At 68.3% G+C, this 16,564-nt stretch carries 17 protein-coding genes and 1 tRNA gene; 10 read left to right on the forward strand and 8 right to left on the reverse strand.

The genetic code is table 11. From position 1 onward, the window contains the following. Positions 1-17: 17 nt before the first annotated feature. Both opgC and AB4Z55_RS17630 read left to right on the forward strand, forming a co-directional pair. Positions 18-1,301: an OpgC domain-containing protein gene (opgC, locus tag AB4Z55_RS17625; protein WP_354559795.1), complete on the forward strand. Its 1,284-nt coding sequence runs from the start codon at positions 18-20 to the stop codon at positions 1,299-1,301. A gap of 8 nt (positions 1,302-1,309) precedes the next feature. After that, positions 1,310-2,482 carry an aminotransferase class I/II-fold pyridoxal phosphate-dependent enzyme gene (locus tag AB4Z55_RS17630; protein WP_354559797.1) on the forward strand — a complete coding sequence of 391 codons (1,173 nt, stop codon included), beginning with the start codon at positions 1,310-1,312 and terminating at the stop codon, positions 2,480-2,482. A gap of 163 nt (positions 2,483-2,645) precedes the next feature. Here AB4Z55_RS17630 and AB4Z55_RS17635 read toward each other — a convergent pair whose 3' ends face one another. Together AB4Z55_RS17635 and AB4Z55_RS17640 are read right to left on the reverse strand one after the other, a co-directional pair. Next, positions 2,646-4,196: a methyltransferase gene (locus AB4Z55_RS17635; protein WP_354559798.1), complete on the reverse strand. Its 1,551-nt coding sequence runs from the start codon at positions 4,194-4,196 to the stop codon at positions 2,646-2,648. Positions 4,197-4,242: 46 nt separating this feature from the next. Further along, complete coding sequence (locus AB4Z55_RS17640) at positions 4,243-4,962, reverse strand: HNH endonuclease family protein (protein ID WP_248645576.1); 720 nt, start codon at positions 4,960-4,962, stop codon at positions 4,243-4,245. Between the two features lie 299 nt (positions 4,963-5,261). Between AB4Z55_RS17640 and AB4Z55_RS17645 the strand changes: the two genes are divergently transcribed. The 3 genes from AB4Z55_RS17645 to AB4Z55_RS17655 all read left to right on the forward strand — a co-directional run bounded on the left by AB4Z55_RS17645 (position 5,262) and on the right by AB4Z55_RS17655 (position 7,938). Next, positions 5,262-6,869, forward strand: a complete 1,608-nt coding sequence (locus tag AB4Z55_RS17645) for a hypothetical protein (protein WP_354559799.1) — start codon at positions 5,262-5,264, stop codon at positions 6,867-6,869. Positions 6,870-6,944: 75 nt separating this feature from the next. Continuing rightward, positions 6,945-7,340, forward strand: a complete 396-nt coding sequence (locus tag AB4Z55_RS17650) for an Lsr2 family protein (protein ID WP_172622052.1) — start codon at positions 6,945-6,947, stop codon at positions 7,338-7,340. Positions 7,341-7,653: 313 nt separating this feature from the next. Continuing rightward, positions 7,654-7,938: a hypothetical protein gene (locus AB4Z55_RS17655; RefSeq protein WP_354559801.1), complete on the forward strand. Its 285-nt coding sequence runs from the start codon at positions 7,654-7,656 to the stop codon at positions 7,936-7,938. 1 nt (position 7,939) lies between these two features. Here AB4Z55_RS17655 and AB4Z55_RS17660 read toward each other — a convergent pair whose 3' ends face one another. The 3 genes from AB4Z55_RS17660 to AB4Z55_RS17670 all read right to left on the reverse strand — a co-directional run bounded on the left by AB4Z55_RS17660 (position 7,940) and on the right by AB4Z55_RS17670 (position 10,820). Next, positions 7,940-9,322: a PQQ-binding-like beta-propeller repeat protein gene (locus tag AB4Z55_RS17660; RefSeq protein ID WP_248645216.1), complete on the reverse strand. Its 1,383-nt coding sequence runs from the start codon at positions 9,320-9,322 to the stop codon at positions 7,940-7,942. Between the two features lie 2 nt (positions 9,323-9,324). After that, entirely contained in the window at positions 9,325-10,674 is a 1,350-nt protein-coding gene (locus AB4Z55_RS17665; RefSeq protein WP_354559804.1) for a hypothetical protein, read from the reverse strand. A 64-nt stretch (positions 10,675-10,738) separates the two neighbouring features. Next, a tRNA-Leu gene (locus tag AB4Z55_RS17670) sits at positions 10,739-10,820 on the reverse strand. A 100-nt stretch (positions 10,821-10,920) separates the two neighbouring features. Between AB4Z55_RS17670 and AB4Z55_RS17675 the strand changes: the two genes are divergently transcribed. The 5 genes from AB4Z55_RS17675 (at position 10,921) to AB4Z55_RS17695 (ending at position 14,307) form a co-directional block, all read left to right on the forward strand. After that, positions 10,921-11,358, forward strand: a complete 438-nt coding sequence (locus tag AB4Z55_RS17675; RefSeq protein WP_101822820.1) for a transcriptional regulator — start codon at positions 10,921-10,923, stop codon at positions 11,356-11,358. Further along, positions 11,355-11,705 carry a DUF3817 domain-containing protein gene (locus AB4Z55_RS17680; RefSeq protein ID WP_004019538.1) on the forward strand — a complete coding sequence of 117 codons (351 nt, stop codon included), beginning with the start codon at positions 11,355-11,357 and terminating at the stop codon, positions 11,703-11,705. Before AB4Z55_RS17675 ends, AB4Z55_RS17680 begins: the two co-directional genes overlap by 4 nt. Before the next feature lie 49 nt (positions 11,706-11,754). Continuing rightward, positions 11,755-12,861, forward strand: coding sequence for a glycosyltransferase (locus tag AB4Z55_RS17685; protein WP_354559806.1), 1,107 nt, complete (start codon positions 11,755-11,757; stop codon positions 12,859-12,861). A 193-nt stretch (positions 12,862-13,054) separates the two neighbouring features. After that, positions 13,055-13,672, forward strand: coding sequence for a TetR/AcrR family transcriptional regulator (locus AB4Z55_RS17690; RefSeq protein ID WP_004019536.1), 618 nt, complete (start codon positions 13,055-13,057; stop codon positions 13,670-13,672). Then, positions 13,669-14,307: a GNAT family N-acetyltransferase gene (locus tag AB4Z55_RS17695; RefSeq protein ID WP_354559808.1), complete on the forward strand. Its 639-nt coding sequence runs from the start codon at positions 13,669-13,671 to the stop codon at positions 14,305-14,307. The genes AB4Z55_RS17690 and AB4Z55_RS17695 overlap by 4 nt, the downstream gene beginning before the upstream one ends. Positions 14,308-14,335: 28 nt before the next feature. On the opposite strand, the gene rdgB is transcribed toward AB4Z55_RS17695, so the two are convergent. From rdgB to AB4Z55_RS17710, 3 genes are read right to left on the reverse strand one after another with little or no spacing between them, the layout of a single operon-like run. Then, positions 14,336-14,950, reverse strand: coding sequence for an RdgB/HAM1 family non-canonical purine NTP pyrophosphatase (gene rdgB, locus AB4Z55_RS17700; protein WP_101822815.1), 615 nt, complete (start codon positions 14,948-14,950; stop codon positions 14,336-14,338). After that, the gene (rph, locus tag AB4Z55_RS17705) at positions 14,950-15,705 is read right to left on the reverse strand and encodes a ribonuclease PH (protein ID WP_248645211.1); all 756 of its coding nucleotides are present in this window, start codon (positions 15,703-15,705) and stop codon (positions 14,950-14,952) included. The genes rdgB and rph overlap by 1 nt, the downstream gene beginning before the upstream one ends. A gap of 35 nt (positions 15,706-15,740) precedes the next feature. After that, on the reverse strand, positions 15,741-16,505 hold the full coding sequence (locus AB4Z55_RS17710; protein ID WP_004019531.1) for a cyclic nucleotide-degrading phosphodiesterase: 765 nt from the start codon (positions 16,503-16,505) through the stop codon (positions 15,741-15,743). Positions 16,506-16,564 lie beyond the last annotated feature (59 nt).

Here is a 16,564-nt window from a genome sequence, read left to right on the forward strand (position 1 = left end):
GTCTATCGTGCAAGTCAATGAAACGAGACCTGGCCATCGATGCCACCCGCGGGGTGGCGATCTGGAGCATGATCACGGCGCACTTCGCGCATGAGTCCACGCTGGCCACCCCGACGCACGCCTACCCCTACGTCGACGGCATGTCCGCGTTCGTGATGCTGTCGGGAATCGTCCTCGGCCTCGTCTACCAGCGGTGGGTCGCGCGTCACGGACTCGCCTTCGCCTACCGGCGGCTGGCCAAGCGGATAGTCGTGCTCTATCTGTGCCAGCTGGTCATCGCGCTCGTCGCGGTCGCCGCGGCCCTGGCCGGTCATCGCTGGCTGACGCTCTTGCTGCCGGTCGACGGCTGGGCCGACGGCATCCGGCTCGCGCTGACGATGCAGTACCTGCCGAGCGGCGGCAACATCCTGCTCCTGTACATGGTCCTGCTGATCTCGGCGTTCGGACTCTTCCCTCTACTGCGCCGAGGCTGGTGGATCTGGGTCCTCGCCGCCTCGCTGGGTCTCTACGTGTTCTCGCTGATCTACTCCCCCGGCTGGTTCTACCTCAGCGCCTACCAGGCCGCCCCGCACATCCAGAACGTCGCCGGCTGGCAGATCATGTTCGTCCCCGCGCTCGTCATCGGCTGGAACTGGTCGACCTGGAAGGTCCCGGAGTTCGTCGACCGGTGGCTGGTCGCGATCGTCGTCGTCGCCCTCGCGGTGGCGTTGTTCTTCCACTTCGGCATCGACCACGGCCCCTGGGCGCATCTCGAGCCCTACGTCGCCGACAAGCTGGACTTCCGACCGGCCCGGGCCATCGGCGCGTATCTCGCGATCCCGGCCATCTACGGGCTCTTCCGGCTGTTGCTCAAGTGGTGGCACCACGACTGGCTGCGACCTCTGGTCATGACCGGGACCCGCAGCCTCGACTCCTACGTGATCCAGGCGATCGCCCTCGTCGTGGTCCCCATCCACATCGCGCACCGCCCATGGAACTCGGTCACGATGGACGCCGTGGCGCTACTGGTGTTCGCCGCCTGCTGGGGCTGGGCCGAGTTCCGCCACGTCGCCCACATCGACAAACTGCACAAGCTCCCGGTACGGGTGGTCGACCTCGTCCGCCCACGCCGAGCCGAGGTCGCCCCCGGATCCGGACCCGGCGTACCCCCGTACGAGAAACCGGACGCCACTCGGTCTGCGGGACCGGTCGTCGACGACCTGTCGGCCGGTGTGGTGTCCGACGACCTGTCCGGAATGGATCGGGACGTGATCGACCCGGCCGGGTCAAGCATCGACGAACCGATGGGAGTTCATCCGTGACAGGTGAGATGACACGCAGCGTCCACGCCGGGAACGACGCGTCGGGTCCGTCGGTGCGGACTCCCATCACGATGGCGAATTCGTATCACCTGCCGCCCGAACCCGAGGCGATGAGCTGGTCGGGCACCGAGCAACTGTTCTACACGCGCAACACGGGCGCCAACCAGGTCGCATTGCAGGACAAGCTCGCCGCACTCGAAGATGCCGACGACGCCGTCGTCCTCGCGTCCGGGGTGGCCGCATTGCACGCCGTGTTCTTCACCCTCCTGTCCGCCGGTGACCACGTCGTCGTGTCGGACACGACGTACGAGGCCACGTGGAAACTGTGGTCGGACCTGTTGCCGACGAAATACGGGATCGAGGCGACCTTCGTCGATGTCGGGGATCTGGATGCCACCCGCGCCGCCGTGCGGCCCGGCACCACCCGCATGCTGATCGCCGAGACGATCGCCAACCCGACCACCAAGGTCGCCGACATCGGCGCTCTCGCACAGATCGCCGCCGACACCGGAGCGCTGCTGCTCGTCGACTCGACCTTCACCCCACCGGTGTTGTACCGCCCGCTCGCCGACGGCGCCGATCTGGTCGTGCACTCGCTGACCAAGTACATCAACGGTCACGGTGACGCGATGGGTGGCGCCGTGCTCGGCCGGCCGGACCTGATCGCGCAGATCCGGGAGCAGGCGATGGTCGACGTCGGCGGCGTGATCTCGCCGTTCAACGCGTGGTTGATCGCCCGCGGTGCGATCACCCTGCCACTGCGATTCGCTCAGCATCAACGCAATGCCGAGCGGGTCGCGGCCTTCCTCGACGACGACCCGCGCATCGCCTACGTGCGCTACCCGGGACTGTCGTCGCATCCCGAACACGACCTGGCCGCGCGACAGTTCGGCGGTCGCGGCTTCGGAGGCATGATGGCCTTCGCGGTCCGCGGCGATCCGGCCACCCAGAATCGCTTCGTCTCGGCGCTGACGACGATCACCTCGGCGGTGTCACTCGGTCACGACGAATCGCTCATCGTCCACGTCGGTGCCGACGGGCCGCGGGTCGCCGCGTACCCGGAACCCTTCCGCGAGTGGGGCCATCTGCGATTCTCGGTGGGCCTCGAGGACGCCGACGACCTCATCGCCGACCTCGCCGCAGCGCTCGACGCGACGTTCCCGGCCACCCCAGGTGGTTGAGCCGGCGCCACCCCCTGCTGGTTGAGCCGGCACCGAGCGAAGCGAGGAGCTTCCCCCGCTGGTTGAGCCGGCACCGAGCGAAGCGAGGCGCTTCCCCTGCTGGTTGAGCCGGCACCGAGCGAAGCGAGGAGCCGAGTCGAAACCACCTCCCCCGCAACCACTCTCAGGTCGCTTCGTACAGAATCCCCCGGCCGATCGCCTCACGGACGACGGGCAGCGCGGCGTCGGCCAGGGCGTCGGCATCGACGCCGTGGAAGTCGGCGAGGAGTTCGAGCAGGACACCCAGCGGCACCTGTCCCCGGCAACCGGCGAGCAGGGCGCGCGAGATCTCGTCGACGCCGAGAACTGCGCCGGGACCCCCGGGCCGGCGAACCGCGGCCGACACCTGTTGCCAGCCCTCGTCACCCGGGAGCGAGTGCTCCTCGAGCATGACGGGCGCCACCGACAGCCGCCGCGCGAGCAGTCGGCCGTCGGAGGTCTCCCGCAGGTAGCGCCGTCGCGCGAGAAAGGCCTGCGCCTCGTATCCGGTCACCTCTTCACCGGCGCCGGTGATCTCCTCGACCACGACGTCGGGAGCGCGGTTCTCGTCCGGCATCGGAAGCCGGACGGTGATCGAGCCCATCCCGATCGCCGCGATGCCGTTGGTCTCGAACCATTCGAGCCACTCCGCTCCCCGCTGGGCGGCGTCGGACTCGTCCTCACCGGCGTCGGACAGCCACAGGGAGATGTAGCTGATGGGGTCGGCGACCTCGCGCTGCACGACCCACGCGTCGAGTCCGGTGCCGGCGAGCCACGACCGGACGCGCTCCTCCCACGGTTCGCCGTCGCGGATGATCCAGTTGGCCAGGATCTGGCCGGTGCCACCAGGATTCAGATGCGCGGGCAGCCCGCGGACGAGTTGTTCGCAGAGCCCGTCCCCGACGACCCCGGAATCGCGGTAGATGTAATCCTGGCCACCGGCGCCGACGACGAACGGCGGATTCGACACGATGAGATCGAAGCGTTCCCCGCCGACGGGCTCGAACATGCTGCCCGAGCGCAGATCCCACGACATCCCGTTGAGGCGGGCCGTTGCCGCGGCCAGCGCCAGCGCTCGGTCGTTGGTGTCGGTGGCCACGATCTGCTCGCAGTGGGCGTCGAGATGCAGAGCCTGGATGCCGCACCCGGTACCGATGTCGAGCGCGCGACGGACGGGCTCACGGATGACCGCTCGGGCCAGCGAGATCGACGCACCACCGATCCCCAGGACGTGGTCGCGGGCAACGGGTCCGGGCCGCATCGCGGCGTCCTGATCGGCGACGACGAGGTAGTCGCGGGTGTCGTCGGCGTGCGGCCGGATGTCGAGGTTCGCGCGAACCCGCGACCCATCGACCCGGACCAATACCCCCTGGGCGATCAGCGCGTCGATTCCGGCCGTCGGGAACGACGCGGCGACAGCGTCTTCGGGCTCGTCCGAACCCAACAGGAACAAGCGGATCAGAGTGGCCAGCCGACCGTCCTCGCCTGCGGCGTCGCGCGTGGCGGCGAGCGCAGGCCACCACACACCCCGCACGAGCGCTTCGTGCGCGTCGGCGCCGAGCAGGCCGGTGACGCCGTCGTTCGTGTACCCCGCCGACCGCAGATCGGCACCGAGCGCCGCGACGACGGTGTCGTCGGTCAGCGGATGGCCGGCGGCGTCGTCGGATGGCTGGGGTCGTCCCTGGTCGGCGGTCACGGTCGCCAAGGCTACCGACGAGACCGCCGACCGCGGCCCGACGGGTTCAGCACGATGCGAGCACCCGCCGCATGGCGTCGCGTTCGGCCGGGGTCACCCACAGTCCGTACGACTTCTTGACCTCGATCTGCCGGCCGACGTAAGTACATCGGTACGCCTTGTTCGGCGGGAGCCACGTGGCGGCGTCGCCGTCGCTCTTCCGTTGGTTCACGGTCCCGGAGACGGCCTGCAGATTCCGCGGATCGTTCGCGAACTCGATGCGCTTGCCCGCGGCCCAGCCCGCCGCGCCCTTCTGCCAGGCGTCCGACAACGCGACGACGTGATCTATCTGAACGAGAGCCGACGTCTCCTGTCCTCGGGTGAACGGGATGGTCGTACCGGTGTACGGGTCGGCCAGCGTGCCGGCGAGAACTCGACACCCGTCGTCGTGGACCGTGATCCCGGTGAGGTCTCGGCGGAGGATGTCCTCTCGCGTCCGGCAACCGTTGCGGCCGAACTGCACGTCGACCGCGTCGTCCCACGCCTTGCCGAACCGCGCCCGGGCATAACCGGTCTTGGGGGCACGTCCCTTCACCTGGAGAGTTGCCAGGTCGGCGAGGGCCTGACCGACGCCGGGTACCGGCGTCCGGACCTCTGGTGACGGCAGCGCAGATGTCGACGAGCCGACGGGCGGAGCCGACGGGCGGAGCACCTGCCCCGATTCGGTGTCGGTCCCGGATACGAACAGGGCACCGAGTCCCACGACGACCGACACCGCGGCGATCATCACCGACAACCATGCCGCTCGACGTCTCACCTCGAAATCGTTGCACGACGCACCGACAGTGCTTCCGGTCCACCCGGTGCGCGGACCGGCGCCGCGCACCTTAAGATTCGTTCGACTAACTTCCCCTTCGCGGATTGCTCTGGTCGCGCACGACGCCGTGATGGCGGCGGGCGCCGACACTCCTCGCCGGGGTACCAGACGACTATTCGGGTAGTGGGTGCATGAGTTCAGGTCGGGGCAATGCAGCACGGCGCGTACAGCCATGGGTACTGCGACTCGTCGCGGTGTTCACATTGACGATGTCGCTGCCCACTCTGGCGGCCGGGACGAGCACTGCCGCGATCGTCGGTAGCACGGCACCGTTCTCGGCAGCTCCGCTGCGCGCGACGCCGGTCCACGAGCTCACCCCGACCGTCGATCCGGAAACCGAGACCTATCCGGAACGCCTCGAACGCATCGAGACCCTGACCCACCCCCTGCTGCCGACGCCGAAGTCGCTCGAGGGCGCCGAGACACGCTGCGCGAGCGGCGATTTCACCACCCTGTCGGTCGTGTACGAGTCGATCTTCGAGGCCGTCTACGACATCCTGCCGCCCTCGTTGCAGGCGTCGGCTCGCGCGAGCCGGGCTGCGGCGCATCGCGACATGCGCAGGCTGCACATCTCGACCCTCGCCGTGACCGAGCATCCGCTCACCCTCGGTGCCGACGACGACGATCCCGCCCTCGACTACCGCGACCCGATCTCGCAGCTTCTCGTCTCGAACCTCCTCAAGATCCGCGACGGCCGGCACACCGAGGCGATCCCGCTCGGGAACATCACCGTGATCCAGGCCGTCGAAACGGTGTGGCTGTACATGTTCACCACCGTCCTGATCCCGGCCCGGCTCCTCGTCGGGTCGGCACCGGACCTCGGCAGTCCGTTCGCCGGCACCGACGCCGACGGCCTCGCGCAGTTCGTCACATACAACTGGCTGCTGTCCGCCTTCGTCTTCTCGTCCGAATTCGCGGTGAAGGCCCTCTTGCGCGCCACGGCGAAGACCGTTCTCGACCAATGCGTCGCACGAGTGACCGACGAGCAGCGCGCCCAGGCGGGACGCCCGAGTGACACCGTCCGCTTCGACATCCCCATCCCGCCGATGGTGGCCGAGATCGCCGACCACCTCGCACTGGCCGATGTCGAGACCTGCACGCCGATCGGCTCCCTCACGCTCGGCCGGTTGGTCCGCTACGTGTCCGCGCAGGCGCAGGAGAACAACCCCGCCGATGCAGCCAGGATTCGCGGCGAGACGACGCGAATCCTGAGCGTCATGCGCGGAATCCGCATCCACCACAACCTGATCCCGCTCGACCCGGCGGAGGATCGCTCCGTCGGGGAACTGGGCGTCTCGCTCTTCGGTTCCCTGATCCCGATCTTCGGCGGCGCCCCGCTCGACATCTTGCTCGGCATCGGACACAACCTCGGCCACGGCGCGGATCCCTGGGAAACCGTGTCGCTCGACGAGCTCACCGTCAGCAAACCGATCACCGCGGCGCACTACGCGTACAAACTCGCGCTGCACCTGATCCGTGAGGTCGGCAATGTCGTCGAGCCGTCCATCCTCGGAGACAGCCCACTGCGTCCGACCCGCCTGCTGGTGACCGTATTGGGACTGCCGATGACCTATGGGCTGGTGACCGCGCACCATGTGATCCGGTCGATGTGCCTGCGCGTCGACGACACCACCGGTAGCGGGTTGGGCGCCGAGGCGAACCGACGGAAGACAACCGACCCCACTCCGCGAGTCGGCGTGACCCGGAAACGCGAATCAACCCGGCCGTCGGCGTCAAGAACTGCGGAGCCGTCGCGAGCCACCTCCACGATTCCGTGTCCCGAAGCACCTCGATTCAGCATTCCCGGCCTGAATTGAGCGGACGAGTCCGCATTCGACGGACTTGTCGCTCTATATCCGAAGTGACTCCCGACACCGGGAATGCAGACGTCCATGAATCCGCCTCGTCTTTCGACTACCGTGGTCAGTGTGTCGAAAATACAGACAGTGACCTTTGTCGACGATCTTGACGGTCGCGAACTCGATCCCCAAGACGCACAGACGGTTTCGTGGTCGTGGCTCGGCGTAGACTACGAACTAGACGTGTCCTCGACCAATCTCGACAAGATCGAGCAGGGAAAAGTGACCGTCGCGAAATTGCTCAAGGCGTCGACCCGAGTCGGTGGGCGTCGGCGGTCACCATCCGCACGAACGAAGACCAATTCCGGCGGGGCCGGTTCGTCGGTGAATGCCTCAATTCGGGAATGGGCGGCCGACAACGGTTACGAGGTCTCCGCTCGCGGCCGGATTCCGAACGACATTGTCGAGGCGTACAACGCCGCCCACTGATCCAGTCGACGACTGCCTGATCGATCGCCAGAGTCCGATACCGCGGACTCTGGCGATCCGCATTTTGGCCAGGCCGTCACGTACACCCTGATCGCGATCGCGCTGCGCCGCAGACGATTCGGTACACACGACGGAAACTCACTGCGGCGTCGAATCGAGACGCTGGGCCGGCTCCGTCGCACGAGCAGCACCTTCCGCGACATTCACGCTGTCAATGGACTCATTTGATAAGCTGATGCGCACGAACGGTGTGCCACCGGCGTGCGGAGCAGTTCACCGTCGGAGGCCACCCCGAGGGGGACAGGACAATCGGATGAGCACAACGGAGAACGAGCCGGTCGACCACGACGGCGCTGACAGTGAGGCCCCGGACGAGGTCGCCGTGGCGGCACGGGTCAGGGTCACACTCGACGACGGTTCGACCAGAGAGGGCGAGGTCGTCGACGACTTCGCGGACCTGGCCGGCGACACCACCATCGAAACCCGCATCGACGACGAGCACACCGCGCGCCTGCGCCGCTGGGCGATCTCGACCGACGATCACGACATCGTCTTCGCCGACGACGACGCGGTCGAGGTCATCCCGGCCCAGATGTGACTCAGAGGGGCGCGAGCCTGATCATTCGACGGTCCGACGAGAAGATCCACCCGTCGCCGTAGGGCTCGAGTGCTGTGCCGGTGACGAACGCATCCGGGTCGGAATCGATGGCGAGGAACGGTGCCGTCCACGCGATCTCGCCGGTGGTCACGTCGACAGCGGTGAGGGTGACGCCATCACTGCCGGCCAACAGACGGTCGCGATAGCCATCTGGGTTCACGCCGGCAGAAGCATCGTCGCGCCACGCTCTGTGCCACAAACGTTTACCGGTTCTGAGGTCGACACCACCGTCGCTGCGGGCGGTGCTGTCCGTCACGTACACAACGCCGCCGGCGACCGCGGTCACGGCTCCGGTTGCGTTGGTGTCGCGCGATGTGAGGTCGCTGTTCGTCCACAATCGGTCGCCGGTGGCGCGGTCGTAGGCCGAGTCGCCGAGTAGGACGGGGTCGGAGTCGGTCGTGGACTCGTACCCCGGCCGTTGGACGGTGGGATTCGAGCTCGACGCGACCACCTTCCCGTCCGGCCCCCTGAGCAGTTGCTCGGACGCATTGCCGGCCGACTCGCAGCCGGTGTCGGCGTGGACGAGGAACCCGCCCGGCAGCAGCGACGAGGTTCCGACGCATTGTGTTCCGTTACTCCACAATTCGGCGCCCGATCCGGCATCGAACAGGGCGACGTCGCCACCGGTGCGCACGAGCCCGACACCATCGATCACGGTGAGCGCCTCGCTGCTGTACACCTCCTCATAGGAGGCACCGACGTCGAATTGGCGGGTCCAGTGAGCCGACACGTCGTCGAAGGTGCCCGAGTGGACTCGCACGTCGTTCTCCTCGACGCTGCCCTCGGCGACGTACAGGGCGTCAGACGTGGTCGCGATGGCGAAGATACTCTCGGACACCGTGCGTCGTGTCGAGTCACCCGAGTCGATGTCGTAGCTGACGAGTTCGTGGTCCTTCTGAAGGGCGTGGCAGTAGATCTTGCCGTGGAGCGGAACATCACTGCAGCTGACGAGATCGTGCGCGGGAGCCTGCCAGCGCACGTCTCCGCTGCCCGCGTCGATGCCGATCATCAGGGGATCACCGAGGGTCGTCCCCTCATTCGGGGTGCCGACGACAGTGAGAAGCGTGTCGCCGGACCGGATCATCCCCGGCTCGCCTGCGGCGAACGCGGTTCCTCCGCGCGGGTCGGCGAACGCGGCGAACGGACGACCCAGCGACTCCGCGGGATCGAGCGACCAGGCGAGACCAGGCGTCCCCGCAGTGGTTCCGGTGATCTTCTTGACCGTCGACGGAACGCGGTCCACCCACACCACGGCCGCCGCGGAGACCGTCACGACCGCGACCACCGCGGCGGCAACCAGCGTCCAGGTACTCCGGGCCGGCATCGTCAGAGCTCCAATCCTGGTGTCAACGCGATGTTCTCGAGCTCTTTCATCGGCAGCGGCTCGGTCGGCGAGGCTGCCGAGGAACTGACCGAGACGCGGGTGCCCGTCGGGCGGGTCACCACCACGGAATGGGTCGTCTCACGGATCTGTTCGCGTGGGTCGGTCGTCGACGACCTCGACTGCGACATGACGTCGGTCTGCACCAGGGTCCCATCGGGAAGGGCGCGCAGCGTCTTCGGGCTACCCCGGCCCGGAACCGGGCGTTCTGCGGACGGCCTCGGCTGGCCACCGATGATCGTGATGTCTATGGCCACACCATCCCCGAGATCCGCGACACCGGTGCACAGCATGCCCTCCGCGGGCGAACCCACCGGCGCCATGGGCGGCAACCGCGCGCCGCCGAGATCGACGGTGGCGAGAACCGCGTCGAGTTCGCGTGCCTCCTCACGCGTCACCGGGGTGCCCTTGTACGACTCGAAAGGGCTCTCACAGTGTTCGATCGGCGTCGGCGTACCCGGGGCAACCGGGGTGCTGACACGAAGTCCCGGGTCGTCGACGATGCGCACCAGGTCGTCGATGGACAACGGCACCGAGCCGCTGCGGTCTTGCTGGTTCGCACCGGTCGCGTCACTGGCCCGCGCGGCGATCCAGGATCCGTCGGCCACGTAGGCGCGGGCCGTCCTGCTGAGGGTGCGAACGCCGTCCACTTCCTGCCAAGTGTCGTGGACGTCGACCACCACGCCGTCGCGCAGAGTGCGGCGTTCATCGAGTTGCCCTGCCACACAGGGCGGAATCGGTAGCGACGAGCGTTGTACATCGACAGACACCGAGCCCCTCGCATCTCCGTTGATCAGCTCACCCCCGGCGTACGTCGACCCGCGGGGCTCCGGGGCCGGGGCCTTGAAAGAGGTGATCGGCTGGAAGATGAACGATTGCCGCGGGCTCGCGAAGGCGATCTCGGCCCGGGCCGGGAGCGCTCTCGCCAGCGCGGTGGACATCGCGGTCGCCTTCGGTCCGTTGAACCACGGGAACTCCGGATTGTCGTATGTCGGCGGCGGCCCCATTCCGGTGAACGCGGTGTAGCCCGACTCCTCGGGCACCTCCACGATGTCGCATCCGGGGATCGGTGCTTTCGGGTCGACCGGCTCGTCGACCACCGTCGGTGCCTCGGTGGCAGCGGGATCGGACTGCTCGGTCCCGGACGACGCCGGCGGCGGTGTCGTCGTGAGTCCGGGATCGGGTGACGGCAGCACGAGCCCGACCACCACGAACGCGAGAGCGACGATCGACACCAGCACCAGCGCAGAGGTCCAAGTCCGCGTCGACGGCGACGAACTCGTGTCGTCCAGCATCTCTGCCGACCCCGCTTCCGTCGACGGACGCGTCACGCCGGACCGCGCCGAACACAATTCAGAGTGCGCGAGGGGGGACTTGAACCCCCACGTCCTGAGACACTGGAACCTAAATCCAGCGCGTCTGCCAATTCCGCCACTCGCGCGTGGGCGCGACGCCCCAGGAAGGCGGGGAGTCACGCAGTGTAACGGCGACCACCCTACCGGCCGCGTTCTGATCATCGCAGGCCAGGTACCGTCGTAGGCATGTCCTCCACCCGTCGCCGCGCCCACCGGCCCGCGCTCACGGTGCTCGCCGTCTCCGCCGCCGTGGTGTGCCTGGCGCTTGCGTGGTGGCAGTGGTCGCGGTACGAGTCGGCGTCTGGTTCCGGATTGAACCTCGGTTACGCCCTGCAGTGGCCGGCGTTCGCGGCGGCGGTGATCTACGCCTATCGAAAGTTCGTCATCCTGGAGAGCGATCCCGACGAGGCACGCAGGGTCGGCGCCGGGAAGTCCACGGACCAGATCCCCGAGGGAATCCTCCCCGAACGTCCGACGACTCCCAGTGCGTCGTCACTGACCTCGTCGGACCCCGCGAACGACGTCGCCCTCGCCGAGTACAACCGCTATCTGGCCGAGCTCCGCGACGCCGACGCCCGTCCGACCGACACGAAACCCACCCCCTCATCGAAAGGCCAGCAGTGACCGAGACCGATTCCACCGCCCCCGCCCTCGCCGCCCCGGTGGAGAAGGTCCGCGGCGCGTTGTTGCGGTATCGCGTCCTCGCCTGGATCACCGGCGTGTGGTTGCTGCTGCTCGTCGTCGAGCTCGTGCTGACGTACGGCTTCGACAATCACGCACTCGACTTCGTGCCGTTCGTGCACGGCTGGGTCTACTTCGTCTACCTGATCATGGCCATCGACCTGGCGATCAAGGTGCGCTGGAGTGTGGGCAAGACCGTCATCACCGCCATCGCCGGCACGATTCCCTTCCTGTCCTTCTGGTTCGAGCACAAGCGCACCCAGGAAGTGAAGGCGCAGTTCAACCTCTGATATCCCCACGCTGGACGTCCGTTCACCCGGGTCCGGCTCACTGGACTCCGTGCGGATCGTCCAGCTCGCGAACTTCTACGGCGGACGCTCCGGCGGTCTGCGCACCGCGGTGGACCGCTGGGGCGCCGGCTACGTGGAGGCAGGTCACGACGTCGTCCTGATCGTCCCCGGCGCCGACCCCGGCGAGGAGGCACTTCCCTCCGGTGTCACCCGGATCACCGTCGCAGCACCACGCATCCCGGCCTCGGGCGGCTACCGCCTCGCGTCTGCGCGTCGCGTCGCCGACGTCCTCGCCCATCTCCACCCCGACGCCCTCGAGGTCTCTGACCGCCTGACCCTCCGCGGTTTCGGCCGGTGGGCGCGCGCCCGGGACATCCATTCGACGATGGTGTCCCACGAGCGCCTCGACCGCCTACTCGGTCAGATCATGCCCGGCCCGACGGCGCGGGCGCTCGCCGATCGAGCCAACGCGGCCACCGCCCGCGACTACGACACCGTCGTCTGCACCACCGACTTCGCCGCCGCGGAGTTCGATCGCGTCGCGGCGCCCAACGTCGTCCGTGCTCCGCTGGGTGTCGACCTCGACGTCTTCGACCCGCGGCACCTCGATCCCAATCTGGGCGAGCAATGGTCCGACGGCACCGGCGCGCTCATCGCCCACTGCGGACGCCTCTCGGTGGAGAAGCGCGCCGACCGAAGCATCGCGGCACTCAACAGGCTCCACCGTTCCGGGACGCCCGCACATCTGGTGGTCGCGGGCGACGGGCCGATGCGAGGCCCGCTGCAACACCTGGCGCGCGGACTACCGGTGACATTTCTGGGGCACCTCACGGACCGGCGGCAGGTCGCCGCACTCCTCGCGAGCGCCGACCTCTCGCTCTCCCCCGGGCCGCACGAGACGTTCTGCCTCTCCGCGCTGGAATCACTGGCCGCCGGTACACCGGTCATCGGATCGCGCTCGTCGGCCGTCGCGAGCCTCGTCGACGACACGTGCGGCGCTGCTGCCGAAAATTCCGGGTCGGGCTTCGCCAGCGCGATCCGGCAGGTGCTCAGCCTCCCTCGGCTCGATCGCGAACGAGCGGCCCGGCACCGGGCCACCCAGTACCGCTGGCCCGATTCGGTCGCGCGGATGCTGGGTGTCCACGCCGGCAGCTGATCACCCTCGCACCTCTCCCGTGCACGGTCGACGAATGTCGACGCGCTCTCGACGGGATCGGACGCGCGCTCGACGGACCGGGCGAGACCGCCAGGACCCTCGCATTCCCTCGGGGATTGAAACTGTACCGTCTGGACGGTACAGTTGTAGATGACGTCAGGAGACCCCCGGGTCCGATCAGAAGGAGGACGACATGGGACGCACATCCGGACGCACCGCCGCCGATACGCGACGGTCCATCCTCGACGCCGCGGCCCGTCTCGTCGCGCGCCAGGGTGCCGCGGTATCGGTGTCCGAGATCGCCGCCGCGGCCGGGGTGTCGAAAGGCGGGTTGCTCTATCACTTTCCCGCCAAAGACGGACTGCTCGAAGAACTCGCCGCCGACCTGATGGCCAAGTTCCGGGCCGAGGTCGAACGAGTCGCCGGCGAGGAGGCCGAGACACCGGGACGACTCACCAGGGCCTACATCCGGGTGAGTTTCGCCGACGCCCGGGACTCCGCCGGTCTGCGCGACCAGATCGCTTTGGCCGCGAGCCTGATGTACGAACCGGGCCCGGCCGAACTCGCCCAGCAGGACGCCGATCACTGGCGAACCACGCTGGCCGACGACGGCCTCGACCCGGCGATCACACGACTCATCATCGCGGCCGCCGATGGCTCGAACACCGCCCCGCTCTGGGGAGCGGTCCTCGACGACGGCGACCGGGCCGCACTCGAAGCAGACCTCATCGCACTCACCCACGGCTCGGGTCCGGTCGCCCCCAACCCGACAACCACACTCGACAACACCTACGAAAAGAAGGGATCATGACCGACATCACTTATCGCCCATACCGTTCCACCGACGCCGAGGACGTCAAGAAGATCATCGACGAGGCGTTCTTCATCCACCGGTACGTCCGCGGTCGTCGCGTTCTCGACAGCGCACTCGAGGTCTATCTGCGTGAGCAACTGGTGGCGAGCACCTGGAGCCGCGTCGCCGAGAAGGACGGTCACGTGGTCGGGATCATCCTGGGACGTGTCGACGGTGAGCCGCACCTGCCCGAGCGGGCGACGAACAGGGCACTGCTCTGGGCACACACCGCCCGAGCCGCCGTTCTCGGACTACCCCAGCTGAAGTCGCTGCGCGGCTTCTTCGCATACGAATCGGTGGCCCACCGGCTCGGCGCCCGCACCGGCAGGCCGCTCGACGACGAACTGACCCTCTTCGCCGTCGCCTCCACCACCCGGGGACACGGCGTCGGAGCCGCACTCTACCGCGCGTTCCTGGACCATCTCCGGGGACGCGGCCGCTCGGACTTCCATCTGTACACGGACTCGCTGTGCACATTCGGATTCTATGAGCGACAAGGGATGTCGCGTGCCGGCGCCGACGACATGAACATCTTGCTCGACGGCCGGCCCCATACGTTGGGCGTCTACATGTACACCGGCACGGCGAGCTGATCTCGTCCGCGCGTCGACGCGACGGGCGTCAGCCCGCGAGCGCGCGCAGCGCCGGGACCAACTGCGCCAGCGCTTTTCCGCGGTGACTGAGCCCGTCTTTCTCCCCCGGCGACAATTCCGCCGCGGACCGGCCGGCGGCGATCTCGTCCTCGGGGGCGAACAGCGGGTCGTAGCCGAATCCGTGCGGCCCGCGTTCTTCCCGCAGGACGCGTCCACGCCACTCGCCGCGCACCACCGTCTCGGTCCCGTCCGGCAGCACGAGGGCGCACGCCGACACGAACGCCGCGCCGCGGCGTTCGTCCGGGGTGTCCGACAACTGGGCCAGCAGGAGCGCGTTGTTGGCCGGGTCGTCGCCGTGCCGGCCCGACCAGCGCGCCGACAGCACGCCCGGCATTCCGTTCAGGGCATCGACCGCGATACCGGAATCATCGGCGAGACAGGGCAACCCGGTCGCTCGAGCACCTGCGTGAGCCTTGATCAGCGCGTTGTCCTCGAAGGTGGCGCCGGTCTCGGGCTCCTCCGGGTAGTCGGGCACCGCGTCGAGGCCGACGATCTCGACCCCGGTGATGCCCGCGGCATCGACGACGCGCTGGAGTTCGGCGAGCTTCTTGGCATTGCGGCTCGCCAGGAGCACCGAGGACATCAGGCCCGTCCGGGGAGTTCGCCCGGGTACGGTTCGGCGAGCACCGCGCGCTGAGCCTCGAACAGCTTCTCGGTACCGACGGCGGCGACGTCGAGCAGCGCATCGAGCGTCGAACGCGGGAAGGTCGCTCCCTCGCCGGTGCCCTGCACCTCGACGAGGGTGCCGGCATCGGTGGCCACGACGTTCATGTCCACCTCGGCCCGCGAATCCTCCTCGTAGGGAAGGTCGAGTCGGACACGGCCGTCGACGACACCGACGCTCACCGCGGCGATCGCGCACGAAAGAGGTTGCGGGTCGGACAGTTTGCCCGCCGCGCGCAGGTAGGTGACCGCATCTGCCAGCGCGACATAGGCGCCGGTGATGGCCGCGGTGCGGGTACCGCCGTCGGCCTGCAGGACGTCGCAGTCGAGAGCGATGGTGTTCTCGCCCAGCGCGCCGAGATCGATGCACGCGCGCAGCGAGCGACCGATCAACCGACTGATCTCGTGGGTGCGTCCGCCGACCCGCCCCTTGACCGACTCACGCGACGACCGATCGTGGGTGGCGGCCGGCAGCATCGCGTACTCCGCGGTCAGCCACCCGAGCCCGGAACCACGACGCCAGGGCGGCACGCCGTCGGTGACACTCGCGGTGCACATCACCCGGGTCCTGCCGAACTCCACCAGGACCGAACCCGCCGGGTGGCTGGTGAACCCGCGGGTGAACGTGATGGGACGGAGTTCGTCGTCGGCTCTGCCGTCAGCTCGTGTGGTCACGGGTCTCACTGTAACGACCGGCGCGCGCACGACATCTAGGTGAGGTCGATGACCTGTCCCTGGCTGACGAGCTCGGTCGGGCCGGAGAACGTACTGCGGGCCTCGGCGAGGATCTCCGCGGAATCCGACCACGGCGCGACGTGGGTGATGGCGAGCGCACGGACGTTGGCCTTGGTCGCGGCCTCCCCCGCCTCGATCCCCGACATGTGCAGATCCGGTGGGCGTTCCGACGGTGCGTGTGTCCACGACGCCTCGCACAGGAACAGGTCCGCGTCGGCCGCGAGATCGATGAGTTCGTCGCAGGGTGCCGTGTCCCCGCTGTAGGCGATGACCTGCCCCTCGGGTCCGGTGATCCGCAATCCGAAGGTGTCGGGCGGGTGGTTGACGTTCATCGCCCGGATCCGCATCCCGCCCAGCGTGATCTCCTGATCGTCGCTCCATTCGTGGACGTCGAACGTGTCGGTGATGTCGTCGAGCTGGCCGGGGAACTCCGATGACCCGTAGCCGATCCGCAGCGCGGTGCCGTGCGGCCCGTACAACGGTGCCCGCCGGCTGGCCGGCTCGGGCGCGTACCGCCGCCAGACGAGCATCGCGGGGAGATCGAGACAGTGATCGGCGTGGAGGTGGCTGAGGACGACGGCGACGTTGCTGGGGTCGGCAACGCGCTGCAGCTCACCGAAGACTCCCGGGCCGCAGTCCACCAGTACCGGTTGTTCACCGGGAACGGAGAGCAGATAACCGGAGCACGCGGCGCCCGGCCCGCCCACACTGCCCGAGCACCCGAGGACCGTGAGACGCATAGGCCCCACTGTGCCACGATTCCGCGCCCGGGCGTCGGCATACGGGTCACAACTGCGCG

This window comes from Gordonia sp. ABKF26 (assembly GCF_041103195.1).
Lineage (GTDB): Bacteria > Actinomycetota > Actinomycetes > Mycobacteriales > Mycobacteriaceae > Gordonia > Gordonia terrae.